The following is a 23,541-nucleotide window of genomic DNA, read 5'->3' on the forward strand; positions in this document are numbered from 1 at the left end:
CCCTCAAAGAAGCATGGGACGCCGTCCGCGCCGCCTGCGACCCCAAATTCGCAAACTACGCCATCTACGAACACTGCCTCCCCTTCAACGTCGCTCGCGCATACGACGAAGCAAAAGGCATCGACACCCCACGCATCTGGACCGCAATCCGAGATCAACAAATGTGGCAAGAACTCCAGGCCTGAAGCCATTGAAATTCATCGGTCAACCCGAGGGTTTGACCGCGAAACCGAACATCTCGGGAGGACTCCACCGTGCTGGACGACCGTTACAGCCTTGCTTTCAAACTCTACCCCTACGAACGCTCGGCCGATCAGGATGCCGCACAGCCGGTTCGTCACCCTGTGGTGGTTGTCGGTGGCGGCCCGATCGGCATCGCCACGGCGCTGGATCTGGGCCAGCAGGGCATCCCCGTGCTGGTGCTGGACGATCACGAGGGCATCGGCATGGGCAGCCGCGCCATCTGCTTTGCCAAGCGCACCCTTGAAATCGCCGACCGCTATGGCTGTGGCACGCCGATGGTGGAAAAGGGCGTGGTCTGGAACCTTGGCAAGGTGTTCCATGAGGATCGCCAGATCTATGACTTCAACCTGCTGCCCGAGGCCGGGCACAAGTATCCGGCCTTCATCAACCTGCAACAGCCCTATTTCGAGCGTTTCATGGTGGAGCGCGTGCGCGAATTGCAGGCCACCGGCACACCGATTGAAATTCGCGGCAAGAACAGGCTGGACGCCATCGAAGTGAAGGACGATCACGTCGTTCTGGACATCATGACGCCGGAAGGACCGTACCGGATCGAGGCCGACTGGCTGATCGGCTGTGATGGCGCCTCGTCCCCCTTGCGCGGCATGCTGGGGCTGGATTTCGAGGGCCGGGTGTTTCAGGACAGTTTCCTGATCGCCGACATCCGCATGCACAATGACGATTTCCCGACCGAACGCTGGTTCTGGTTCGAACCCACGCACGGCGCCGGGGCCTCGACCCTGCTGCACAAGCAGCCCGATGATGTGTGGCGGGTCGATTTCCAGATTGGCTGGAATGTCGATCGCAAGGAGGAGATGAAGGAAGCCAATATCCGCCGCCGCCTTGACGCCTTTCTGGGTGAGGGGTTGGGCTACGATATTGTCTGGTCATCCATCTACACTTTCCAGTGCCGCCGCATGAAGCAGTTCCGGCACGGGCGTATCCTGTTTGCCGGAGATTCCGCGCATCAGGTTTCACCCTTCGGCGCGCGTGGGGCCAATTCCGGCATACAGGATGTGGACAATCTGGGCTGGAAGCTGGGGCTGGTGCTGAAGGGTCAGGCGCCTGAAAGCCTGATGGACAGTTACGATGTGGAACGCTGCTTCGCGGCGGACGAGAACATCCTGAACTCCAGCCGTTCCACCGATTTCATTACGCCGAAGTCCAAGATCAGCCACACATTCCGCAACGCGGTTTTGCAACTGGCGGAAAAGCATGCCTTCGCCCGCCCGCTGGTAAATTCGGGGCGGCTGTCACTGCCCTGTGTCTATGACAACGGGCCGCTGAATGGCGAGGATGCCCTGCCCGAGGCCCCCGCGCGCACCCGGCCGGGTGCGCCCTGCCCCGATGCACCGCTGGCAGATGGTTTCCTGCTGGACAGGCTGGGCGGGGACTTCGTGCTGTTGACGGTCGATGCCGATGCGCCGGAACATCTGGATGTGGGGGGCATTGCGCTGCGGCGCGTCAAGCTGTCGGTCAACGATGATACGACCGGCGCACTGGCAGAGCGGTATCTGGGCGGGGCCACGTCAGCCGTGCTTTTGATCCGCCCCGACCAACATGTCGCCGCCCGCTGGGCCGCTTTTGACGAATCCGCCGTGCGGCGGGCCGTTGGTCATGCCTGCGGCAAGGAGTGAAAGAATGGATCTGAACCTGACGCCGAATATTACCGATCCCGACGGATTCTATGCCCGGCTGATCGCCGCGCATGAAGGGCTGAGCGACGAGGAAAGCGCGGCACTGAATGCCCGTCTGATCCTTGTTCTGGCCAATCAGATCGGCAATGCCGAGATTCTGGAAAAGGCACTGGCCGCAGCGCAAATGCGGAAATCGTGAAACCTGCGGCGCACCTGCCCTGCCAGCGGATTGCACTGGTTCGAACATGACGGGCTGCGGCGGTAATCACGCCGCAACCCGTCATGCCTGTGTTCAATCTCTGGCGAGGCGGATCGCCTCTTTCAGGTCGGCCAGACGACCGATCTGGTTGGCGAGTATCAGCACCAGCCGCGCATTCATGTCATTGGCCTCGTCCTCCGACATGTCACGTTGCGCTTCGGTCAGCGCCTCGTAGAAGGCATCCGGCGCTTCGATATTGGGAAGAAGATTCAGGGTCATGCCTCGGTTCCTGCGGTTGCGCGCAGAATTGCCGCGCGGATGGCTTCGGGGTCGAACGACCGCCAGCGGGCGGCGATGTGCTGATCCGGGCGGATGAGGTAAACAGCCCCGTCGCACAGATCGTAACGTGTGGCGATCTTCCCCTCGGAATCCTCGATATCCTGCCCGACCCGCAGCACCGATGCGGTGAAGGCGCCACAGGTGACAGGCTCGGCCTCCGGACCGGAAACCAGCAGCGTGAACCCTTCGCCCAGATGCTCCAGCAGCCAGCCAGCCTGCCCGCCGCTGCGGACCGGGGCATCCGCCGCACAGGTGCCCGGCGCCATACGCCCGGACCATTCCTCTGCATCCGGGGTGTTCAGCGGGCTTTCGACATAGGGGGTCGGCGTCGAAAGCCGACCCGAATTCACCAGCGGCCGCGCGAAGGGATACTTGCCCGAGAGGGCCAGAACCGCATCGCGGTAGCGGCGTGACGCCGCGTTCTTGGGCGTGATGAAATCGGTCGAACGGGTCGAGTTCAGGATGTTGTCATCCGCCGCGAAGGCGCGTTCTGCATGATAGCTGTCGATCAGCGCCTCGGGGGCCTGCCCCTTGACCACAGCCGCGAGCTTCCATGACAGGTTGTCGATATCCTGCACGCCGGTATTTGCCCCGCGCGCCCCGAAGGGGGAAACCTGATGCGCCGCATCGCCCGCGAACAGCACCCGTCCGTGGCGGAAATTATCGACCCGACGGCAGGCAAACTGATAGACGCTGGCCCATTCCAGTTCGAACTCGGCATCGGGACCAAGCATTTCGCGCACACGCGGAATGATGTTCTCGGGCCGCTTTTCCCTTTCGGGGTCAGCCTCCCAGCCAAGCTGGAAATCCAGCCGCCAGACATCATCGGCCTGCTTGTGCAGCAAAGCTGACTGGCCCCGGTGGAAATCCGGATCGAACCAGAACCAGCGTTCGGTCGGGAAGCCTGCCTTCATCACGATGTCGGCGATCAGGAAGCGGTCCTGAAAGAACTGGCCGGTGAATTCTGCGCCCACCATGCGGCGGATGTCGGAATTGGCCCCGTCACAGGCCAGCAGCCAGTCGGCCTCCATCTGGAAAATGCCATCCGGCGTTTCAACGGCCAGCGAGACATGATCCTCGCCCTGACGCATCGACACGACCTTGTGCTTCCAGCGCAGGTCGATCAGCGGGTTCGCCATGGCGGCGGCGACCATGTATTCCTCCAGATAATATTGCTGAAGGTTGATGAACGCCGGGATCTTGTGACCATCCTCGGGCAGCAGATCGAAGGAATAGACTTCCTTGTCCCGCAGGAAGACGCGGCCCAGTTTCCACTCTATCCCCTTGTCCAGCATGGGGCGGGCCACCCCCAGCCTGTCCCAGATTTCCAGCGGGCGCTTGGCATAACAGACTGCGCGCGACCCGACCGAGACAGTATTGTTGTCGTCAAGAATGACGACCCGCAGGCCGCGCGCGGCAAGGTCCAGTGCAGCGGTCAGGCCGACCGGCCCCGCACCTACCACCACAACAGGGTGGCGCAGCACCGTTCCGGCAGCCTGTTCCGGCGATTGCCGGTAATCGAATTGCGGAAACTGATAGGTGTTCAGCATATCAGATCTCGCTCAATTCCTTGGAGTGGAGCCAGGCTGCCTGACGCGGTGCGCGTTTCGTCTTGGTCCATTCCTCCAGCATCTCGTCCTTGACCTCGGCCGCACGCGCCGCCAGGGCCGCCGCCTTCGGATCGTCATAGGCCAACTCGATCCGGTGGCCGTTGGGATCGAAGCAATAGATCGAATGAAAGACCGAATGATCGGTCACGCCCAGAACCTCGACCCCGTTCGCTTCCAGGCGATCCTTGTAGGCCACCAGCGTCTCGCGGTCGGCCACCTTCAGCGCAAGGTGCTGCACCCATTTCGGGGTATTCTCGTCGCGCCCCATTTCCGGCTTGGTCGGCAGTTCGAAGAAGGCCAGCACATTGCCGTTTCCGGCATCAAGGAAGATGTGCATGTAGGGATCGGGTTCATGGGTCGAAGGCACATGGTTTTCCGCGAAAGCCAGTGTGAAATCCATGTTGAGGTTGGTCTTATACCATTCGACCGTCTCTTTCGCGTCCTTGCAGCGATAGGCGACGTGGTGAACCTGCTGGATCTTCAGTTCCGGGGTGGCCATGGGAAATTCCTCCAATTTCGTAGCATTTGCAATGATTGGCCGATTCTACCTGAACATGATTTGATCTGGATCAAATCGTTGCAAATGAAACTACATCTTGAGGGAGGCAGCGAAACGACATGACCAAACGGCGGCAGGAATGCCTGCCGCCGTGCATCATGTCCTGCGCCCTCACATCAGGCGTCGGTCTGGTCAATGTTGCCTAGTCGTGGCGCACCACACCCCGCGCGCACCAGTCGTCGAAGATCGCAAGCGCAAGTGCGCAGAATGCGGGGTCATTGATATGCGCCGGCGTTTCGTGCAGCGCCACATTCGGCGGGCAGCTTGCGCGCAGTTCCGCAGCGAAAGCCGAAAGACCGTCGGCGTCGCGCAGTTCCTCGCCTTCGGCATCAAGCGCATGGCAACCACCAAGCGGCAACAGGAACGCCGTCTCGCCCCGCGCCTGCGCCAGACGCCCGGCCAGCGCCCGCGCCACGATGCGGCGACGCGGCGCATCCAGCACGACCGAGGTCAGCAGCCGGTTATGCGCGTGACTCGGCAGCCCCTCCAGCGCGGGGGGCAAGGGCTGCCAGCCCGCCAGATCGACCAGATCATAACAGCCCGGTGCCACAAGTTGCGGCGTGCCATGAAGGCCCGCTGCGGTCAGCCGATCCTCGCCTGCGGAGATCGCTGACCCGTTGATGTGATTGCCCACTTCCTGCGTGGCGAAATCGAACACGCAGGCAAAGGCACCTTGCGCGGCAAGGCTTTCAAAGGCCCTGCCACCCATGCCGGTGGCGTGAAACACCGCCACCTCGAAGCCGCGTTCTTCCAGCGCGGGTTTCAGTGTCACCATATAGCGCAGGAAGGATTTGCCGAACGAGGTCATGCCGACAAGGGGGCGCTTTGCAGCAGGGCGTTCCACCGCGCGCGCGGCGCCCAGCACCGCCCCCGCCGCCTGACTGAGCGAGGCCTTGCAGACAGAATTGAGTCCGTAAAGTCCCCCCGCCCAAAGGATCATCTGGATGTCGGCAGGCAGCCGGTCGGCCGGGATAAGGGGCGAGAAAGCAACTGTGGACACCACATATTTCGGCACCCCGATGGGCAGCGCGGCGCAGACATCCAGCGCCAGATCGGTGCCCATCGTTCCGCCCAGCACCAGCACCCCGTCAAAACGCCCTTCGGCATGAAGCCGCGCCGCCAGTGCCGAGGCCCCGCGCGCCATCATCTGCATGGCATAGTTTTCGTCACCTGCCGCGATGGCCCCGGCAATCGAACCGCCCGCCGCCTCTGCCACATCATGTTTGGAAATGTCCGTGGGCCGTGACGGATCGCCCAGCACACTGACATCCATGCTCAGCACAGCACCGCCCTGCGCGCACAGCACGTCGGCGATATAGGTCAGCTCGTCGTCCTTGGTATCGTAAGTGCCGACGACCAGAATGGTGCGATCCGTCATCTGGTCCTCACAGCTTGATCCAGGCCGTTTTCAGATCGAGGTATTTGTCGAAGGCATGCAGAGATTTGTCATGCCCGTTCCCCGATTGCTTGACGCCACCCAACGGCACCGTCAGATCGGACCCGCCATAGGTATTCACATGCACAACCCCCGCCCGGATCGCCCGCACCATGCGATGCGCGCGTGAAAGCGAGCCCGTCCAGACCGCGGCTGCCAGACCGTAATCTGTGCCGTTGGCGATACGCAGCACCTCTTCTTCAGTATCGAAGGGGATGACCGCCAACACCGGGCCGAACACCTCGCGCTGTGCAATGGGATCGTCCGGCCCGACCCCGGTGATGATCGTCGGCTCCATGAAATAGCCGCCGGTTTCCTCCAGAATGCGCCGACCGCCCAGCACGACCTTACGTCCCTGCGCGCGCGCCTCATCAACGAAGCGCAGGTTCTGTTCAAGCTGGCGCAGGCTGTTCACCGCCCCCGCCGCGCTGGCCGGATCCAGCGGATCGCCAACCTTCATCGTGGCGCTGAAGGCCGCCAGTTTTTCCACGAACGCATCATGGATGCTGCGTTCCACCAACAGGCGCGACCCCGCCACACAGACCTGCCCGGCATTGCGGAAGATCCCGTTGGCGGACACTTTCACCGCTTCGTCCAGTGAGGGCGCATCGGCAAAGACGATATTGGGCGATTTGCCCCCAAGCTCCAGATAGACCCGCTTCAGGTTCGACCGCGCGGCATTTTCCAGAAGCCGACGTCCGACGCCACCCGAGCCGGTGAACACGATCACGTCAATCTCAGGCGACAGCGACATCGCCTCGCCCACCACCGCACCCTCGCCCAGCACGACATTGAACACACCCGGCGGCATTCCCGCCTCCAGCGCAAGTTCCGCCAGCCGCAGCAGGGTGAGCGACGCAGTCTCGGCGGGTTTCAGCACCACGGTGTTGCCTGCGGCCAGCGCCGGACCAAGCTTCCAGGTGCCGATCATCAGCGGGAAATTCCATGGCACGATGGCCCCCACCACCCCCACGGGCGCGCGGTGCACAAGACCCAGAACATCGTCGCCCGTGGGGGCGATCTCGCCATAGATCTTGTCGGTCGCCTCGGCGTAGTAGCGGATCGTCGCGGCCGCGCTCAGCGGTTCGGCCTTCAATGCCATGCCGATCTCGGTGCCGTTGTTGCGCACGCCCAGCACGGCAAGCTCCAGCGCGTCCCGCTCTATCAGCGTGGCCCAGCGCAGCAACACCGCCTTGCGCGCGGCTGGCGCCAGCCCCGACCAGCACCCGTCCTCGAAGGCACGGCGGGCGGCGGCAATGGCCGCATGGGCATCGGCGGCGGTGCCACGGGCCATGGTGGTTAAGGGCTTGCCGTCCAGCGGCGAAAGGACCTCCATAATGCCACCATCCGATGCGGGGCGGGCCACCCCGTCGATCAGGTGCAGGGCGGGGGCCACGGGCGCATTTCGCAGCGCCTCGATCCGGGATTTATCGAGCATCGTCTTGCCTTTCAGCTATCGTTGATTTGCCAGTCGGCGCGGCGCTTGCGGTTGCGCAGGCTGTCCCGGATTGACAACAGGATCAGCGCGGTCAGCGCCGCCACCAGAACCGCCGAGATCGGCCGGGTGACAAACACGGTGAAGTCGCCACCGGCCCCGCCCAGCGCCTGCCGCACACGCGATTCCACGATCGGACCCATCACCAGCCCCAGCAGAATGGGCGTCAGCGGCCAGCGATGCGCGCGCAGGATGTAGCCAAGCAGGCCGAAGAACATCGACAGCCCCACATCCGAGAAATTGTAGTTCGCGGCATAAGTGCCGATCAGTGAAAGCGTCAGGATCGCCACGCCAAGGAACCGCTTGTCCACCAGCGCTGCGCGGGCGATCCATTTGGTTGCGAACAGCAGGAAGGCGATGATGACGAAATTCATCAGAAGCAGCGTCCAGTAAAGCCCGGCGACGAAATCACCATGCTTCAGGAACAGTTCCGGCCCCGGCACCACGTTATGCACCAGAAACACCGCCAGCATCATCGAGGTCAGTTCTTCCCCCGGAATGCCCAGCGCGAGCATCGGGATCAGCGCCGCGGGTGGCACCGCGTTGTTCGTCGCCTCTGACACGATGATGCCCTCGGGCGCGCCCTTGCCAAAAAGATGCCCCTGCGGCGAAAGCTTGCGTGCCCAGACATAATTAACCTGCTGGGCCAGAAACTCGCCCACACCGGGCATGATGCCGATGATGATGCCCACAATCGACGACCCGAACAGCGTGCGCGGATAACGCAGCACCTCAAGGAAGCCATCGAAGAAACCTCCCGACAGCTTCACCTCGCGGGCCCGCGCACCTTTGCCGCCAAGCTGCACCAGCGCCTCGGAAACCGCGAACAGGCCGATTACCAGTGGCACCAGCGGGATGCCTTGCATCAGCCATGTTTCGCCAAAGGTATAGCGCTGCGTCGCATAGGCCGTTTCCAGCCCGATCGTGGCAAGGAAAAGCCCGAAGGCCAGCGCCGCCAGCGCCTCGATGCGGCGGCCACCATGGCCCACGACCACCAGAACCAGCGCCGAGATGGCCAGCATGGCAAATTCGGCAGAACCGAAGTTCCGTGCGATCAGGGCAAGCGGTTTGGTCAGCACCATCAGCGCCAGCACCGCCATCACCCCACCCACGAAAGAGGCGGAATAGGCCAGAGACATGGCGCGCCGCGCCTCGCCCCGGTCCGCGAAGGGTTTGGCCTCCATCGCGGTCAGCACCGCCACCGGCGAGCCGGGCGTATTGAGCAGGACGGCAGGAATGGCCGAGCCGTAGGCGGACCCGCAATAGACCCCCAGAAGCAGCGTCATGCCCAACAGCGGCTCCATCCCGAAGGTCGAGGGCAGCAGGATGGAAATGGTGACCGCGGCACCGGCACCGGGAATGGCGCCGACAATCACCCCGAGAATGGCGCCGAAGGCCATGACGGCGATCAGCCACGGATCGGAAAGCTGGGCAAGGCCGGCAAAGATGAATTCCATGATCGGGCCTCAGAACCAGCGGATCAGATAGGAGCGCACCGCTTCGGGTGCGGCGTCGTAATAGCCGGGACTGGGCATCCAGACCCCCAGACCGACGCGGAAGATCAGAACCAGCGCCACCGTCAGTGCCGCTCCGGCCAGCAGCCAGCGCGGGCTGTTCAGCCCGGTCCGCAGCATCAGCCACATGACAAAGGCGAACGTGGCCAGGAAATAACCAATATGGATGGTCAGCCAGAGATAGAGGCCGAAATAGGCCAGAAGCTCCAGCGGGCGCAGCCAGCCCAGAACCCTGGTCCGGGCATCGCGCCATTCCTCCGCTGATGGCGGCCGGGCGCGCAGATCGACAATCGCGCGGCCCAGCGTGAAGATATTCGCCCCCACCAGAAGGACCAGCGCAAAACCGGGGGCCAGGGCCGGGCGCGTCCACCAGCCGCCAGAAGCGACGCCGCGCCCGGTTGCCTTGCCGATCAGCGCAAGAAGCCCCACCGCCACCAGCGCGAAGATGCCATTCAACAGCAGGCTTTCCAGCCTGTTCGCCTCGGGCGTTTCGTCTGACATATCGTTATCCCGAAAGAAAACGGCGCGCGGATCGGTCCGCGCGCCTGTCCAAGGTCATTCGACCCCCATGGCCTTGCGAATGGCGACAAGCTTGTCCTTGTCAGTGGCCACCTGTGCCACGGCCTTGTCCTGCGGCTCCCAGTAGACCAGCGCGCCCGTGGTCTTGGCGATCTCCTGCGCCGCATCCGAGGCGATCACTTTCTGCGCGACCGAAGCGATCTTGTCCTTCACCTCCTGCGGTGTGCCCTTCGGAACGAACAGACCGTTCCAAAGCGACAGGTCGAGATCGGGCGAGATTTCGGCCAGCGTCGGCGCATCGGGGGTGATCGCGGTGCGCGCGCCTGTCACGGTGGCCAGAACCGTGATTTCATTCATGCAGGACAGAACGAGTTGCGCAGTGGTGTTGATGACATCGGCATCGCCATTGGCCAGGGTCGAGCAATCAACCGCATCAAAGGCCGCTTCCGCAGCGAAGGCGCCACCCAGTTCCTTCATCGCCGAGAAGGTCAGCAGCGTCGGCGGCAGGCCATAGCCGAAATGGCCAAGGCGCACATTGTTCGCCTTCGAATAATCGGCCAGTTCCTGCATCGTTTTATAGGGGGCATCCTTGCTTGTGGCGATCAGGAACGGATAGGTCAGAAAGATGCCCACCGGCTCCAGCGCGTCGGGGGCAATCGCGGCCTCGGCGCCCATCGTCTTGATGGTGGGAATGTCGAGCACAAAAGACCCTACGGTATAGCCGTCGGGGGCTGCGGTCGCCACCTTCACCCCGCCCACAACGCCCCCGCCGCCGGGCATGTTCACCACCGCCGCGGGTGCGCCCAGCTCTTTCTGGAACTCTTCGGCGATCATCCGCGTCAGCAGATCTTCCAGATCGCCGGGCGGCCACGGCACGATGAATGTGACCGGCTTTTGCGGATAGTCAGCCAGCACCGGCGCGGCCATGGCCCCCAGCGCCACAGCAGCGACTCCCGCAAGCAGAGCCAATTTCGTCATTGCAGTCTCCCTGTTTATCTGGTTCATTATTCAAACCATTGGTTCAAATTTAGATTGACAGACCCTGCGTCAACCTGTCAACAAAAAAGGGTGCAGCCGCGCCCGAATTCGCCGCAACTGCAACGAAAGGATGTGGACATGGGCACCGTTTCAAAGGCGCTCGAGCTTCTGGACCTGTTTCGCCGGGATCGGCCGCAAATCGGCCTGTCCGATCTGGCACGCCTTTCCGGCGTCAACAAAGCCACATGCTTTCGGCTGATGACCGAACTGCAAACCTATGGCCTGATTGAACAAATCGGTGCCGCACGGGAATATCGCATCGGCCCTGCCGTGCTGCGCCTTGCCGCGCTGCGCGAAGAAGTTGCCCCGTTCAAGTCGGTCGTCGTGCCGATTCTGACCGCGCTTGCAGAATCGACGGGCGAATCAACCCATGTTTCGGTTCTTGCGGGCGACCGGGTGGAACTGGTGCATTTCGTCTATTCCACGCAGCACGGCACACGCGTGATGATGCATGACGCCGATCACCTGCCGTTTCACGCCTCATCCTCGGGGCTGGCGATTCTGGCCCATGCGCCTGAAGCGCTGCGCGAACGGATTCTGGCGCGCAAACTACCGAAATTCACGCCGCAGACCCAAACCGACCCCGCAATCATCCGCGCCCGTCTGGACGAGATCCGCCGCAGCGGCATCGCCGAATCCGCCGGCAGTTTCGAGGAAGACGTGCATTCGGTTGCCGTGCCGCTGTTCAATGCCCGGTCTACCTGTATGGGCGCGGTGGCCGTTGCTGCGCCCTCCGCCCGCATGAGCGATGCGTTGCGCGCCAGGATCAAGGCCGAGATCATCACAGCCGCGCTGCAGATCATGCAGTTGCGCGGCGGCATCCCGCCCGAGGGCTTTGCCCTTGGCGCGCCCCCTTCCATCCCATCACCGCCCTGACAGAAGAGACCGCCATGAAAGACCAGAATTTCCTCAAGGCCAATAACGCACGCAGCCTGTGGCACCCGATGACCTCGCCTGCCGACAGCCTTTCCAATGCCCCGACCATCGTGACCGAAGCGTCGGGTGTGCGCATCCGCGATGTGGACGGGCACGAGGTGATTGATGGCGTCGGCGGGCTGTGGAATGTCAATCTCGGCTATTCCTGCCAGCCGGTGAAAGACGCCATCTCCGCGCAGCTTGACCGCCTGCCCTATTATTCGATCTTCCGTGGCACATCCAACGATTGCGTCATCGAACTGGCCGAGGAACTGCGGGCCTTTTTCGAGCCCGACGGGCTGACGCGCGCCTTTTTCACCTCGGGCGGGTCAGACAGCGTGGAAACCGCGCTGCGCCTTGCGCGGCAATACCACAAGCTGCGCGGTCAGGCCGGGCGGGTGAAATTCCTCAGCCTCAAGAAGGGCTACCACGGCACGCATATGGGCGGCGCCTCGGTGAACGGAAACGCGAATTTCCGCAGCAATTACGAGCCGCTTCTGCCCGGCTGCCACCACATCACCGCGCCCTATCCCTATCGCAACCCGTTCAACGAGACAGACCCCGCGCGACTGGCCCAGCTTATCCTCGCGCAGATCGAGGATGAAATCGCCTTTCAGGGCGCCGACACCATCGCCGCCTTCATCATGGAACCGATCCTTGGCGCGGGTGGGGTGATCGTGCCCGATGCCAGCTTCATGCCCGGCGTCGAGGCGATCTGCCGCCGCCATGGCATCCTGCTGATCGCGGATGAGGTGATTACCGCCTTCGGCCGCACCGGCGCATGGTCGGGCAGCCGCCTTTGGGGGGTGAAGCCCGATTTCATGTGCACCGCCAAGGCCATCACCAACGGTTACTTCCCTTTCGGCGCGGTGATGATCGCGGAAGCGGTGGCCGAGGTGTTCGAAAGCGACGCCAGTGCGAAAGCCGCCATCGGGCATGGCTATACCTATTCCGGCCATCCGGTCGGCGCGGCGGCGGCGCTTGCCTGCCTTGCCGAAACACGGCGGCTGAATGTCATCGAAAACGCCGCCGCGCGTGGCGCACAACTGTTCGCAGGTCTGAAGGATTTGCAGACGAAATACGATGTGATCGGCGATGTGCGTGGTGGTCACGGGCTGATGCTGGCGCTGGAACTGGTGGCTGATCGCACCACCAGACAACCGGCTGACAAGCCGGTGCCCGGTAAAGTGCAACAGGCGGCTTATGAGGCGGGCGCGATGGTGCGGGTCTCCGGGCCGAACATCATCCTGTCGCCATCGTTGGTGCTGAGCGAGGCCGATGCGCAGGGAATCCTTGATGCGCTCGATGCGGGCTTCCGGGCTTTGTGAGGGTGCGATGACCGATCATGTCGCCCTGCTGGGCACGAAAGGGGGGCCGGCCATCCGCACCGGCTCCACCAACCCCACTTCGAACCTGCTGTGCCTGTCGGGGCAGCGGGTCGTCGTCGATTGCGGGCTGGGGGTGACGCGCGGGCTGGTCGATCAGGGCATGGCGCTGAAGGATCTTGACCAGATCGTCATCACCCACCTGCATTCCGATCACTACCTCGAACTCGGGCCGTTGCTGCACACGGCCTGGGTGGCTGGCCTGAAAACCCCGGTCACCGTGCATGGCCCCGAGGGGCTGGCCGAGTATTGGACGCATTTCCTTGCCTCGATGCAGAATGACATCGCCATCCGTATCGAAGACGAGGGCCGCCCAGATCTGGCCGGTCTCGTGCACTTCAAGGTGGTGGACCCGACGCGCGGTTTCACCATCGGGCCGCTGACCGTGCGGGCCATGGCCACACTGCACCCGCCTGTGACCTGTTACGCCTATCGCTTTGAAAGTGCGGGCAAGTCGGTCGTGTTCTCGGGCGATACCTCCTATATGCCCGAAATGGCGGCTTTCGCCGCCGGGGCCGATCTGCTGATTCACGAGGCAATGCTGGGCGAGGCGCTGCCCGCGCTTATGGCACGGATCGGCAATGGTGATGACCGCCTGATGCATCACTGGCTGCGCGCCCATACGCTTGCCGCCGATGCGGCCAGAATCGCCGCGGCGGCAGGTGTGAAGGCGCTTGCGCTCAATCACCTGATCCCTTCGGACGACCCGGCCTTTGGCGAGGCCGAATGGCAGGCCAGCATAGCCGCCGACTGGTCGGGGCCGTTTTATCTGGGGCATGACGGAATGCGCATTCCGCTGTAACGCACAGCCACCGCCATGACTGCGGTGGCAAGGGCGCTGCGTTCCGGCGGCGCCCGGCTTGTGGCATTAGTTCATCTAATGCTCAGCCGCAGAACATTCTCCTTTGCGCGACTTCCACCGGGGGTCTAGCCATTGCGGCACACCCCTGCCGATGAAGGAACCCCCTCGTTCGGTCAGGTCATGGCTGGGTCGCAAAGGAGGGCCGCGGATGAGCGTCCGTTTCAAGCTGGAGGGCATCTATACCCCCGTCATCACGCCATTCCATTCAGATTGGGAAGTGGATTTCGATAGCCTGGCCGACCTTGTGGACCGTCTTGTCGCGGCAGGGGTGCACGGCCTTGTCTCTGGCGGCTCGACCGGCGAAAACTATGCCGAAACGATTGACGAACGGCTGACCATCGCCCGTTTCATCGTGGATCGGGTCAAAGGCCGTATTCCTGTCGTTGTCGGCACCGGCGCGATGCGGACACCGGAGTCCCTTGCCCTTGCCAAAGGCGCACGCGAGATGGGCGCAGATGCGATCCTGCTGGCCACGCCACCCTATTCGGTGCCGACCGAACACGAGAACGCGCTGAACGCGCTGGCCATTGACCGCGCAGCGGACCTGCCGATCATCCTTTACAACTATCCGGGCCGGATGGGGGTTTCGATGGGGCGCGCGTTCCTTGATCGGGTCGGGCGCTCGCGGAACGTCATCGGCATCAAGGAAAGCAGCGGTGACATCAACCGTGTGCACCTTCTGGCACGCGACTACCCGCATATCCAGATGTCCTGCGGGATGGACGATCAGGCACTGGAATTCTTTGCCTGGGGGGCCCGAAGCTGGATTTGCGGCGGATCGAATTTCCTGCCGGAAGAACATGTCGCGCTTTACGAAACCTGCGTGCTGAAGGGCGATTTCGTCACAGGCCGCCGGATCATGTCGGCGATGCTTCCGCTGATGGCCGTGCTGGAACAGGGCGGCAAATTCATCCAGTGCATCAAGCATGGAGTCGAGCTGTCTGGCCTGAAGTCTGGCCCGATGCGCCCGCCGCTGAAGGGGCTGAACAAGGAAGAAAAACGCGAGCTTGAGCAGGTGATCCGCACGCTCAGGACCACTGTTCAAGCGATCCTGAAAGGGAACTGAGCCATGACCGATCTGCTGACCCATGAAGAATACAAGGCCATCGCCGCCAGTCTGGATCTGCCGCAGAACGCCTGGATCGACGGCGCCTACCGCCCCGCCATTTCTGGCAAGACTTTCGAAACGGTGAACCCTGCTACGGGCACGCCGCTCGGCCGGGTTGCGGCCTGCGGGGCCGAAGATGTGAACTTCGCCGTCACCAAGGCGCGTGAAGCTTTCGAGGACGGGCGGTGGTCACGCCTGCATCCCGGCGCCCGGAAGCAGGTTCTGGTGCGGCTGGCGAAACTGATGGAGCGCAACGCCCGCGAACTCGCGGTTCTGGAAAGCCTCGACAGCGGCAAGACCATCCTTGATTGCGAAAGCGTGGACATCCCCGAATCCATCCATGTCATCCGGTGGCATGGCGAATTGATCGACAAGATCTATGATCAGGTCGCGCCTGCCTCGAACGATCATATCGCCTTGGTCGTGCGCGAGCCCGTCGGGGTCGTGGGGCTGGTGCTGCCGTGGAACTTTCCGCTGCTCATGCTGGCATGGAAGATCGGCCCCGCATTGGCGGCGGGATGTTCGGTCGTGGTCAAGCCTGCGGCTGAAACCTCGCTCAGCGCGCTGCGGCTGGCGGAACTGGCCGCCGAGGCAGGCGTGCCGCGCGGCGTGCTGAATGTGGTGACGGGAGGCGGTGCCGAAGCGGGCGAGCCATTGGGCCGTCACCCCGATGTGGACATGGTGTCCTTCACCGGCTCGACCGCGACAGGGCGGCATTTCCTGCACTACTCTGCGGACAGCAACCTGAAGGAGATCGTTCTTGAACTGGGCGGCAAGAACCCCTGCATCGTGCTGGACGATGCCGAGGATCTGGATGCCGTCGCCGCGCATGTCGTGAGCGGGGCTTTCTGGAACATGGGCCAGAATTGTTCCGCCGCATCCCGCCTGATCGTGCAGCGCGGCATCAAGGACAGGTTGATCGAGAAGATCCGTGCGCATGCCCGCGAATGGATCGTGGGCGATCCACTCAACCCCGAGGTCCGGGTCGGGGCGCTGGTATCCGGCGCGCATTTCGGCAAGGTGTCGGGCTACATAGCGGCCTGTGCCACGGAAACCGTCCTTCTGGGTGGCAAGATCGTGGCGCAGGGCTTTATCGAGCCGACTGTGGTGGAGGTGACCGACCGCCTGTCGCCCCTTGCGACCGAAGAAATCTTCGGACCGATCCTGACGGTGATACCCGTTGGAAGCTTCGAAGAGGCGATCGCCGTCGCCAATGAAACGGATTACGGTCTGGCGGCCTCCATCTTTACCGCGAATGGCAAGCGCGCCCTGCGCGGGGCGCGGATGCTTCGTGCGGGGACCGTCACGGTAAACAGCTTTGGCGAGGGTGACATCACGACGCCCTTTGGCGGCTACAAGCAGTCGGGCTTTGGCGGGCGCGACAACTCCATCCACGCGCATGACCAGTATACCCAGCTCAAGACCATCTGGCTTGATCTGACCGACACCAGTGACAGCATGATCGGCTGAAATCGACATGGCCCCGCGCAAGGTAAGCGGCCTTCCCCTCCACACCGGCGCTGCAGGATGGAATTCCATCCTGCCGCCGGCCGCGCCCCTCCCCGTGCTGCACGCAGAGGTGGGCTGCGACATCGCCATTGTCGGCGCTGGCTTTGCCGGGCTCTCGGCGGCACGGCATCTGCGGCTGACCGATCCCGCCCTGTCGGTCGTGGTTCTGGATGCAGGGCGTGTGGCAGAAAGCTCGGCCGGGCGGAACTCCGGCTTCATGATCGACCTTCCGCATGATCTGACGAGTGCGGATTATGCCGGTTCCGGGGCGGCACGCGACCGCGTGCTGACGAAGCTGAACCGTTTGGCCATCGACTTTGCCGCGGATGTGCAACGCGAATACGGCCTTCCAGCCGGGTATTTTCAACGCTGGGGCAAGATCAACGGTGCGGTCTCCGCGGTGGGCGAGAAGGCGAACCGGACCTATGCGGCCCATCTGGCGGCCCTGAACGAGCCGCATGCCCTTTATGACGCACAGACGATGCGCGAGGTGACCGGAAGCACCTATTACTCCAGTGGCCTTTACACACCGGGCACAGCACTGATCCAACCCGCCGGATATATTCGCGGCCTGGCTTCCGGGTTGGTGGCCCGGAATGTGCGCATCTTCGAAACCTCGCCGGTGACGGCGTTTGAAAGCACCGGCGCGGGCTGGTTGCTGACAACGCCGCAGGGACGGGTGCGCGCGTCACGGGTCATCCTTGCCAACAATGGCCATCTGGAAAGCTTTGGCTTCGGGCGTGGCCAGCTCATGCACATCATGCTGAATGCCTGCATGACCGAAGAAATCCCCACCGATCTTCTGCGCGGTCTCGGCGGGCAGGAAACCTGGGGCCTGACCCCGTCAGACCCGATGGGATCGACCGTGCGCCGCATCTCGACCGCGCAGGGTGGCAACCGCATCATCATCCGTCAGGGTGGCTATTACCGGCCCAGAATGCAGACCAGCCGTGCCGATCTGGCGCGGGTCGTCCGCGGGATGCGGGAGAAATTCGATGCCCGCTTCCCAACCCTGAAGGGCGTCAGCTTCGAGCATTCGTGGTCGGGTCATCTGTGCCTGACCAGAAACGCCGTGTCGGTGACGCACGAACTGGAGCCCGGCCTGTTTGCGGCCTGTGTCCAGAATGGCCTTGGCACCACACGCGGCACACTGGGCGGGATCGCCGCCGCGACGCTTGCGCTTGGCCAGTCCAGCGACATCACGCGCTTCTTTCTGGACGAAATGAAACCGGCCCGCCTTCCACCGCATCCATTCGACACGATCGGGGCGAATGTCTATCTTCGCTGGAAGGAATGGCAGGCAAGGGCTGAATGATGCGACCAGTGCGCCGCAGGCATCTTCCATCGCTCGGCGCGCTTGCGACTTTCGAGGTCGCGGCCAAGCATCTGAGCTTTACGCTGGCCGCGAAGGAACTGAATATCACCCAAGGAGCGGTCAGCCAACAGATCCGGCTGCTGGAACGGGCGCTCGATACTGCGCTTTTCATCCGCAAACACAACGCGCTGGAGCTTACCCCCGCCGGCGGCGACCTTTCTGCCGCCGTTGCCGCCGGACTGGACATGATCAGTGCGGGCGTCGGGCTGTTGCAGCCGGACGGCCAGCCGGAAACCATTACCATATCCTCCACTGACGGCATGGCGGCCTGGTGGCTGAAACCTCTGATCGACAGGTTCCGTGCCGAACATCCTTCGGTCGGGTTTGTGCTTCTTGCCTCGGACGAAGATGACGCCCTGCGCAATTATTCGGGCGTGGACATTGCCGTTTTGTGTGGCAATGAACGGAGCGAGACCGGCGAGGAGTTGCATTTCCTGTTTCCCGAGGTGGCGCAACCTGTCTGCACACCCGGTTATCTTGCGGCGCATGGCCCTTTCGAAGATGCCCAGAGCCTTAATCGCGCAAACCTGCTGCACCTGCATGACCGACACTGGAGCGCGGATGCGATCGGCTGGCAGCCCCTTGGCTGGGAGGAATGGTTCCGCTCTCAGGGCGCGCGCTGGGACCGCGGGGCCTCCAGCCTGTCGACGAACAAGGTGTCGCTGCTGATCGACGCAGTTCTGGCCGGGGAAGGGGTGATGCTTGGCTGGCTGCATATGGTGCAGGGGCCGCTTCGGGATGGCCGACTGGTGACCGCCCATCCGGCGCAGATCACGGCAGGGCGCGGCAATTTCCTGCGCTGCCAGCGATCATCCCTCCAGCGCCCCAGCGTTGCCCGTTTTGTCGATCACTTGCTCCTCTCCCTGAAACTCTGAGCGGGGCGAGACCCAACCGCCCTACGCTACCAGCGGGCATGAAACCTGCCCTGCGCAGCTTCGCGCCACCTGCCCCTCACCATCGAGGGGCGGATGGCCGGTCACCTGCTGACGGGCTGGGCAGCACCGCGGCACAGGACAACAGGCCGACCCGCTTACCGTGGCCCCGCCATCAGTGCGCGGGCCACGGCCTCGTTGGTGACCAGCCGGTTCACATAGCCGCCACGCAGAATGGCGCGGATGATCTGCACCTTCTCGATCCCGCCCGAGACCAGCATGGACATCGGTTTCAGCTTCAACTTGTCGGGGCTCAGCGCAATGATCGACTCGTTCAGGAAATGATCGACAGGACGACCCTGCGCATCCAGAAAACAGCCCAGAAACTCGCCCACCGCACCGCGCTTCAGCACATCGTCAAGATGATCCTTCACCACACGGATTTGCGTCAGCGTCGCGTCGCCCGCAAGCGATCCGCAAGAGGTGATGCCCAGATCGGCGATTTCGGTGCGGGCCAGAACATCGGTCAGTTCGTCGATCAGCAAAAGCGTTTCACGGCTTTCCGGCGAGGCGCAGTAAAGTGGCGCGGTCAGGTAGTGGCATTCGACGCCCAGACTGCGCGCAAAACTGGTGGCCACCTCGAACGTATTGGTGCCGGAAGATCGCGTGACCCCTCCGGTCAGCCCGACCACCCAACTGTCCGGGTGTGGCCGCGCATTCAGACGCCGGACCGCGAAGCTGAGCGTGCGGCCCGTTGCCACGCCGATCCCCAGATCGCGCCCCTCGACAAGAGCGGCGGCCATTGTGCCTGCTGCTTCGCCGATGACACGCTTCTGTTCCAGATAGTCAGGCACATCGGGCACAACGACTGCCTCGATAAGGCCATAGCGCGCCGCCACTGCCTCGGCCAGCGCGATGCAGTCGGTCAATGGCAGGGTCACGTCAATGCGCACCGCACCATCTTCGCGCACCTGCCCGATGATCTTGTTCACCCGCAGCCGCGTCATGTTCATGCGTGCCGCGATTTCCTGCTGCGTCAGCCCACCCAGAAAATAGAACCACGCTACGCGCGCGCGTTCCAGTTGTTCGGTCAAGTCTTCGGTCGGATCATCCATCGTGACACTCTTATATCCGTCATATCGGATTCGACCAGCAAAGAGCACAGGGGCAAAGCGGTTGCGGCAACAGCGCAAGGGCTGATGCCGCGAAGGGCGTCATGTCTTCTGGCTGAACAAAGGATCACACGAGGCGTCCTTTTCTGCGCGGTCTGGCCGCTGCGGCCTCGGATGATTGAAGGATGCGCAGCGGAGGCATTTGATCAAGATCGCCCCGACCAGCGCGCCTGCCGTCGTCTTGAACAGCAGGCGTCGGCGACCGCAACGGTGGATTACGGTTCAAACGGTCATTTCACAGTGGCCAAGCAGTTCGGCACCGGCAGTCCGGCCTGGCCGGGCGCGGGATTATTTCTGCGGCCTGTCGGCTGTGCTGTCGGATTGCACGGGCCGGGGACGGACACATCTAGCCATCCGCCCTGATCAGGGCCGCGTCGGCGCGTGTGGGGTCGATCTCTACCGGAACGGCATGGGTCCATCTTTCGTAACTGCCGCTGGCGCTGGCCATGTGCAACGCGCGGAGATCACGCAACGGATCTTCCGACAGGTCAATGCGCAGGGTCAGTGGCGGACGATCCGCCTGCAAGACCAGTAGCGCCGCCGATTTCAACCCGCGCGTGTCACCACCCGCCGCCTGCGCAGCCTCCAGTGCGGCCAGAAGCCGGAGGGCCGGGGGGCCGCCGGCATTGTCCCAAGCGTCCAGCAACGCATGCAGCACCTCCTCCCCCGACAGGATATTGCCCGCCGCCACCGCGCCCGGACGCGCGATATGGCTGCACAGGGCCGAATTCTGCGCGCCACTATGCCCGGCGGTGCCGCCCTGCCGGTCCAGCGTCGAAAGCTGCCGCCAGTCACGGTTCGGATCCGGTGCAACCGTCCCGGCCAGCGCCGCCGCCGCCGCCGCCCCGGCCGCCATGCGGTCCAGCACCGATTCTCCCCACAACGTGCTGGGCGCGGCGCCCTGTGAGGCGGACAGGCCCGCATTCCATCGCCCCCGCAACACCCATCCACCGACACAAAGTGACCCTGTTGCGGCCGCCCCGGCCAGAGCGCCGGATTTTTCATCTCGGGCAAGTAGAGAAAAGGTCATTGTTTCCTCGATAGTTAGGGTTCTTACGGTCGCAAGAGGCGCAATCTCTGAAGCCGAGTTTAGCAAAAATACTATCACTATCAATTTATCATGATAAATTTGCGGGAAACAAACACTCAACAGGAGAGACCTGATGCGCCCCCAACGCCTGACCCGCCGCGCGGTTCTGCTTTCCAGTGCCACCGCCCTGATCGTCGCAGCCACCGGACTGCGCGCGCCCGTGTTGGCGCAGACACCGCCCGGCGTGCTGATCCTCGGTCAGGTCGCAGAACCCAAAACGCTCGACCCGCAGGCCGCCACCGCCGCGAACGACTTCCGCATCTCGGTGAACGTGTTTGACGGGCTGGTGCGTTTCAGGGATGGCACGCTTGAGGTTGAGCCGGCGCTAGCGCATTCCTACGACATTTCCGGGGACGGAAAGACCTATACCTTCCACCTGCGCGAAGGGATCAAGTTCCATGATGGCAGCGATTTCAACGCCGAGGCGGTGAAATTCACCTTCGAGCGGATGCTGAAGAAGGATCACCCCTATGCAGATACCGGGCCGTTCCCGCTCGCCTTCTTCTTCTCGTCGGTCGCTTCGGTCGAGGCGCCGGATGCGCTGACCGCCGTCTTTACACTGACCGAACCCTACGCGCCCTTCCTTGCCAATCTGGCGACGCCCACCGGCTATATCGTCTCGCCCGCCGCCGTGGCGCAGCATGGCGCCGATTTCGGGCGCAATCCCTCGGGCACCGGGCCGTTCAAATTCGCCGAATGGCGCGCGAATGAAATGGTGGCGATCGAGAAGAACCCCGATTACTGGGATGGCGCCCCGGCGTCGGAGGCCATCGTGTTCCGCCCGATCACCGATGCCAATACCCGAACCGCCGAGATGCTGGCAGGCGGGCTCGACATCATGGTCGAGGTGCCGCCGGTCACGCTGTCGCAGTTCCGCAACGACCAATACACCATAGTCGAGGCCGCTGGCGCGCATCTGTGGTTCCTGATCCTGAACTGCAAGGATGGCGCCTTTGCAGACAAGCGGGTGCGTCAGGCTGCGAATTACGCGGTCAACAAGGAGGCGCTGGTGAACAACGTGCTGGAGGGCACCGCGACCGTCGCCGCCGGCCCGACCCCCGCTGCCTTCAACTGGGCGGTGAATCCCGATGTCACCCCCTATCCTTATGACCCGGAGAAGGCCCGCGCCCTGCTGGCCGAGGCGGGCACGCCAAATCCGAAGATCACCTTCTTCGTCACCGAGGGCGGCTCGGGGATGCTGGACCCGGTGGCCATGGGCACCGCCATTCAGGCCGATCTGGCGGCGGTAGGCTTTGACGTCACGATCCAGACCTATGAATGGAACACCTTCCTCGATCAGGTGAACCCCGGCCTTTCGGGCAAGGCCGACATGGCCGAAATGGCATGGATGACCAATGATCCCGATACCCTGCCCTATCTGGCGCTGCGGGCCGAGGCCTTTCCCGACAAGGGTGGCTTCAACTCGGGCTATTACGCCAATCCCGAGGTGGACGAACTGCTGAACCGCGCCCGCGTTTCAACCGATCAGGCGGAGCGGGCCGAGCTTTACAAGAAGATGCAGGTCATCGTGCATGACGATGCACCCTGGCTGTTCGTTGCGAACTGGAAACAGAACGCGGTGGCCACGGCGGCGGTCAAGGGGCTGGTCCTGCAACCCTCGTTTCTGCTGACGCTGAAGAACGTGTCCAAGGCCTGAGTTTTGTAACGAGTATCGGGGGGCGTTCGTGCCCCCCTTTTTTGCCAGAAGGAGGCCAGAATGGGGCGCTATATCCTTTACCGTCTGCTGTCGGCTGTTCCGGTCGTCCTTGGCATCACGGTCATCGTGTTTTTCATCATGTCGCTGATCCCCGGCGATCCGGCGACAGCCATCCTTGGCGCCTATGCCTCGCCAGAGAATGTGGCGCGGCTGAATGCCGATCTGGGCTTGGACAAGCCCATGGTGCAGCGTTACTTCATCTGGCTGGGCAACATGCTGACAGGGGATTTCGGGCGGTCCTTCTCGTTGAACCGGCCGGTGCTGGACGAGATTCTTGAACGGTTCTCGGCCACGCTGATCCTCGCCGGGGTGTCGCTGCTGATCTGTGCGGTTCTGGGCATCGTGGCAGGCGTGGTTTCGGCGGCGCGGCAATACGGGCTGGCGGACAAGGCGATCACGCTGGCGGTGCTGGTGGGGATTTCGATCCCGTCTTTCTTTCTGGGCATGCTGCTGATCCTGATCTTCGCAGTGCAACTGCGCTGGCTGCCGGTTTCGGGCATGTATGAGGTCTATGGCGGGCGGACGCTGGTAGATCTGCTGCGCCACATCATCCTGCCCGCAACCGCGCTGGCCGCCGTGGCGACCGGCGTTGTGGCCCGGCTGTCGCGCGGCGCCATGCTGGAGGTGCTGCGGCAGGATTACATCCGCACCGCCCGGGCCAAGGGGGTCAGCGAAACCGGCGTGATCTGGCGCCATGCCCTGCGCGCGGCCATGGTGTCGATCATCCCCGTTCTGGGCATTCAGGCAGGCTTCGTGCTGTCGGGCGCGGTCTATATCGAGGTGGTGTTCCAATGGCCCGGTGTGGGCCGGATGCTGGTCGATGCCATCCTCAAGCGCGACCTTCTTCTGGTGCAGGGCGGCGTGACCTTTGTCGCGGCCTGCTATGTGCTGTTCAACATCATCGTCGATGTGGCGCAATCGCTGATCGACCCTCGGATCAAGGCCTGA

The 23,541-nt window shown here is 63.1% G+C and carries 21 protein-coding genes and 1 pseudogene; 12 read left to right on the plus strand and 10 right to left on the minus strand.

Going from position 1 to position 23,541, the window contains the following annotated elements:
• From D2N39_RS21125 to D2N39_RS21135, 3 genes and pseudogenes are all read left to right on the plus strand, one after another.
• Nucleotides 1–185: pseudogene (locus tag D2N39_RS21125) on the plus strand (MBL fold metallo-hydrolase); the annotation flags it as partial.
• A 69-nt stretch (nt 186–254) separates the two neighbouring features.
• Nucleotides 255–1,880, plus strand: coding sequence for an FAD-dependent oxidoreductase (locus D2N39_RS21130; RefSeq protein WP_119136739.1), 1,626 nt, complete (start codon nt 255–257; stop codon nt 1,878–1,880).
• Between the two features lie 4 nt (nt 1,881–1,884).
• A complete protein-coding gene (locus tag D2N39_RS21135) occupies nt 1,885–2,079 on the plus strand; it encodes a DUF2783 domain-containing protein (RefSeq protein WP_119136740.1) in 195 nt (64 codons plus the stop codon).
• A gap of 93 nt (nt 2,080–2,172) precedes the next feature.
• Here the strand turns inward: D2N39_RS21135 and D2N39_RS21140 are convergent, their stop codons facing one another.
• The 8 genes from D2N39_RS21140 to D2N39_RS21175 all read right to left on the minus strand — a co-directional run bounded on the left by D2N39_RS21140 (nt 2,173) and on the right by D2N39_RS21175 (nt 10,528).
• On the minus strand, nt 2,173–2,358 hold the full coding sequence (locus D2N39_RS21140) for a DUF2783 domain-containing protein (RefSeq protein WP_119136741.1): 186 nt from the start codon (nt 2,356–2,358) through the stop codon (nt 2,173–2,175).
• Nucleotides 2,355–3,968, minus strand: coding sequence for an FAD-dependent oxidoreductase (locus D2N39_RS21145; RefSeq protein WP_119136742.1), 1,614 nt, complete (start codon nt 3,966–3,968; stop codon nt 2,355–2,357). Before D2N39_RS21145 ends, D2N39_RS21140 begins: the two co-directional genes overlap by 4 nt.
• Before the next feature lies 1 nt (nt 3,969).
• Nucleotides 3,970–4,512 carry a VOC family protein gene (locus tag D2N39_RS21150; RefSeq protein WP_119136770.1) on the minus strand — a complete coding sequence of 181 codons (543 nt, stop codon included), beginning with the start codon at nt 4,510–4,512 and terminating at the stop codon, nt 3,970–3,972.
• A gap of 217 nt (nt 4,513–4,729) precedes the next feature.
• Nucleotides 4,730–5,965: a Tm-1-like ATP-binding domain-containing protein gene (locus D2N39_RS21155; protein WP_119136743.1), complete on the minus strand. Its 1,236-nt coding sequence runs from the start codon at nt 5,963–5,965 to the stop codon at nt 4,730–4,732.
• 7 nt (nt 5,966–5,972) lie between these two features.
• Complete coding sequence (locus tag D2N39_RS21160; protein ID WP_119136744.1) at nt 5,973–7,460, minus strand: aldehyde dehydrogenase family protein; 1,488 nt, start codon at nt 7,458–7,460, stop codon at nt 5,973–5,975.
• Between the two features lie 11 nt (nt 7,461–7,471).
• Nucleotides 7,472–8,974, minus strand: a complete 1,503-nt coding sequence (locus D2N39_RS21165) for a tripartite tricarboxylate transporter permease (protein WP_119136745.1) — start codon at nt 8,972–8,974, stop codon at nt 7,472–7,474.
• A 9-nt stretch (nt 8,975–8,983) separates the two neighbouring features.
• On the minus strand, nt 8,984–9,532 hold the full coding sequence (locus D2N39_RS21170; protein ID WP_119136746.1) for a tripartite tricarboxylate transporter TctB family protein: 549 nt from the start codon (nt 9,530–9,532) through the stop codon (nt 8,984–8,986).
• 54 nt (nt 9,533–9,586) lie between these two features.
• On the minus strand, nt 9,587–10,528 hold the full coding sequence (locus D2N39_RS21175) for a tripartite tricarboxylate transporter substrate-binding protein (protein ID WP_119136747.1): 942 nt from the start codon (nt 10,526–10,528) through the stop codon (nt 9,587–9,589).
• Between the two features lie 138 nt (nt 10,529–10,666).
• Here D2N39_RS21175 and D2N39_RS21180 point away from each other — a divergent pair, with 138 nt between their 5' ends.
• The 7 genes from D2N39_RS21180 (at nt 10,667) to D2N39_RS21210 (ending at nt 18,617) form a co-directional block, all read left to right on the plus strand.
• Nucleotides 10,667–11,464, plus strand: coding sequence for an IclR family transcriptional regulator (locus D2N39_RS21180; protein WP_119136748.1), 798 nt, complete (start codon nt 10,667–10,669; stop codon nt 11,462–11,464).
• Between the two features lie 14 nt (nt 11,465–11,478).
• Nucleotides 11,479–12,831, plus strand: coding sequence for an aminotransferase class III-fold pyridoxal phosphate-dependent enzyme (locus tag D2N39_RS21185; protein ID WP_119136749.1), 1,353 nt, complete (start codon nt 11,479–11,481; stop codon nt 12,829–12,831).
• 7 nt (nt 12,832–12,838) lie between these two features.
• Complete coding sequence (locus tag D2N39_RS21190; RefSeq protein ID WP_119136771.1) at nt 12,839–13,690, plus strand: MBL fold metallo-hydrolase; 852 nt, start codon at nt 12,839–12,841, stop codon at nt 13,688–13,690.
• Nucleotides 13,691–13,898: 208 nt separating this feature from the next.
• Nucleotides 13,899–14,816 carry a dihydrodipicolinate synthase family protein gene (locus tag D2N39_RS21195; protein ID WP_119136750.1) on the plus strand — a complete coding sequence of 306 codons (918 nt, stop codon included), beginning with the start codon at nt 13,899–13,901 and terminating at the stop codon, nt 14,814–14,816.
• Nucleotides 14,817–14,819: 3 nt separating this feature from the next.
• Nucleotides 14,820–16,328, plus strand: coding sequence for an aldehyde dehydrogenase (locus D2N39_RS21200; protein ID WP_119136751.1), 1,509 nt, complete (start codon nt 14,820–14,822; stop codon nt 16,326–16,328).
• Between the two features lie 7 nt (nt 16,329–16,335).
• Entirely contained in the window at nt 16,336–17,682 is a 1,347-nt protein-coding gene (locus tag D2N39_RS21205; RefSeq protein WP_119136752.1) for an NAD(P)/FAD-dependent oxidoreductase, read from the plus strand.
• The gene (locus D2N39_RS21210; protein WP_233557354.1) at nt 17,679–18,617 is read left to right on the plus strand and encodes a LysR substrate-binding domain-containing protein; all 939 of its coding nucleotides are present in this window, start codon (nt 17,679–17,681) and stop codon (nt 18,615–18,617) included. The genes D2N39_RS21205 and D2N39_RS21210 overlap by 4 nt, the downstream gene beginning before the upstream one ends.
• 155 nt (nt 18,618–18,772) lie before the next feature.
• Here D2N39_RS21210 and D2N39_RS21215 read toward each other — a convergent pair whose 3' ends face one another.
• Nucleotides 18,773–19,729, minus strand: a complete 957-nt coding sequence (locus tag D2N39_RS21215; protein WP_119136753.1) for a sugar-binding transcriptional regulator — start codon at nt 19,727–19,729, stop codon at nt 18,773–18,775.
• A gap of 403 nt (nt 19,730–20,132) precedes the next feature.
• Nucleotides 20,133–20,816, minus strand: coding sequence for a DUF1028 domain-containing protein (locus D2N39_RS21220; protein ID WP_119136754.1), 684 nt, complete (start codon nt 20,814–20,816; stop codon nt 20,133–20,135).
• Nucleotides 20,817–20,949: 133 nt separating this feature from the next.
• Here D2N39_RS21220 and D2N39_RS21225 point away from each other — a divergent pair, with 133 nt between their 5' ends.
• The gene (locus tag D2N39_RS21225; RefSeq protein ID WP_119136755.1) at nt 20,950–22,533 is read left to right on the plus strand and encodes an ABC transporter substrate-binding protein; all 1,584 of its coding nucleotides are present in this window, start codon (nt 20,950–20,952) and stop codon (nt 22,531–22,533) included.
• A gap of 60 nt (nt 22,534–22,593) precedes the next feature.
• Nucleotides 22,594–23,541 carry an ABC transporter permease gene (locus D2N39_RS21230; protein ID WP_119136756.1) on the plus strand — a complete coding sequence of 316 codons (948 nt, stop codon included), beginning with the start codon at nt 22,594–22,596 and terminating at the stop codon, nt 23,539–23,541.

Origin of the sequence: Gemmobacter lutimaris, assembly GCF_003570715.1 — a bacterium.
Lineage (GTDB): Bacteria > Pseudomonadota > Alphaproteobacteria > Rhodobacterales > Rhodobacteraceae > Gemmobacter > Gemmobacter lutimaris.

Excerpts from the sequence above, each read along its gene's own strand:
- D2N39_RS21135 (WP_119136740.1), top strand. The coding sequence starts at position 1,885 with ATGGATCTGAACCTGACGCCGAATATTACCGATCCCGACGGATTCTAT.
- D2N39_RS21140 (WP_119136741.1), bottom strand. The coding sequence starts at position 2,358 with ATGACCCTGAATCTTCTTCCCAATATCGAAGCGCCGGATGCCTTCTAC.
- D2N39_RS21145 (WP_119136742.1), bottom strand. The coding sequence starts at position 3,968 with ATGCTGAACACCTATCAGTTTCCGCAATTCGATTACCGGCAATCGCCG.
- D2N39_RS21155 (WP_119136743.1), bottom strand. The coding sequence starts at position 5,965 with ATGACGGATCGCACCATTCTGGTCGTCGGCACTTACGATACCAAGGAC.
- D2N39_RS21160 (WP_119136744.1), bottom strand. The coding sequence starts at position 7,460 with ATGCTCGATAAATCCCGGATCGAGGCGCTGCGAAATGCGCCCGTGGCC.
- D2N39_RS21165 (WP_119136745.1), bottom strand. The coding sequence starts at position 8,974 with ATGGAATTCATCTTTGCCGGCCTTGCCCAGCTTTCCGATCCGTGGCTG.
- D2N39_RS21170 (WP_119136746.1), bottom strand. The coding sequence starts at position 9,532 with ATGTCAGACGAAACGCCCGAGGCGAACAGGCTGGAAAGCCTGCTGTTG.
- D2N39_RS21175 (WP_119136747.1), bottom strand. The coding sequence starts at position 10,528 with ATGACGAAATTGGCTCTGCTTGCGGGAGTCGCTGCTGTGGCGCTGGGG.
- D2N39_RS21180 (WP_119136748.1), top strand. The coding sequence starts at position 10,667 with ATGGGCACCGTTTCAAAGGCGCTCGAGCTTCTGGACCTGTTTCGCCGG.
- D2N39_RS21185 (WP_119136749.1), top strand. The coding sequence starts at position 11,479 with ATGAAAGACCAGAATTTCCTCAAGGCCAATAACGCACGCAGCCTGTGG.
- D2N39_RS21190 (WP_119136771.1), top strand. The coding sequence starts at position 12,839 with ATGACCGATCATGTCGCCCTGCTGGGCACGAAAGGGGGGCCGGCCATC.
- D2N39_RS21195 (WP_119136750.1), top strand. The coding sequence starts at position 13,899 with ATGAGCGTCCGTTTCAAGCTGGAGGGCATCTATACCCCCGTCATCACG.
- D2N39_RS21200 (WP_119136751.1), top strand. The coding sequence starts at position 14,820 with ATGACCGATCTGCTGACCCATGAAGAATACAAGGCCATCGCCGCCAGT.
- D2N39_RS21205 (WP_119136752.1), top strand. The coding sequence starts at position 16,336 with ATGGCCCCGCGCAAGGTAAGCGGCCTTCCCCTCCACACCGGCGCTGCA.
- D2N39_RS21210 (WP_233557354.1), top strand. The coding sequence starts at position 17,679 with ATGATGCGACCAGTGCGCCGCAGGCATCTTCCATCGCTCGGCGCGCTT.
- D2N39_RS21215 (WP_119136753.1), bottom strand. The coding sequence starts at position 19,729 with ATGGATGATCCGACCGAAGACTTGACCGAACAACTGGAACGCGCGCGC.
- D2N39_RS21220 (WP_119136754.1), bottom strand. The coding sequence starts at position 20,816 with ATGACCTTTTCTCTACTTGCCCGAGATGAAAAATCCGGCGCTCTGGCC.
- D2N39_RS21225 (WP_119136755.1), top strand. The coding sequence starts at position 20,950 with ATGCGCCCCCAACGCCTGACCCGCCGCGCGGTTCTGCTTTCCAGTGCC.
- D2N39_RS21230 (WP_119136756.1), top strand. The coding sequence starts at position 22,594 with ATGGGGCGCTATATCCTTTACCGTCTGCTGTCGGCTGTTCCGGTCGTC.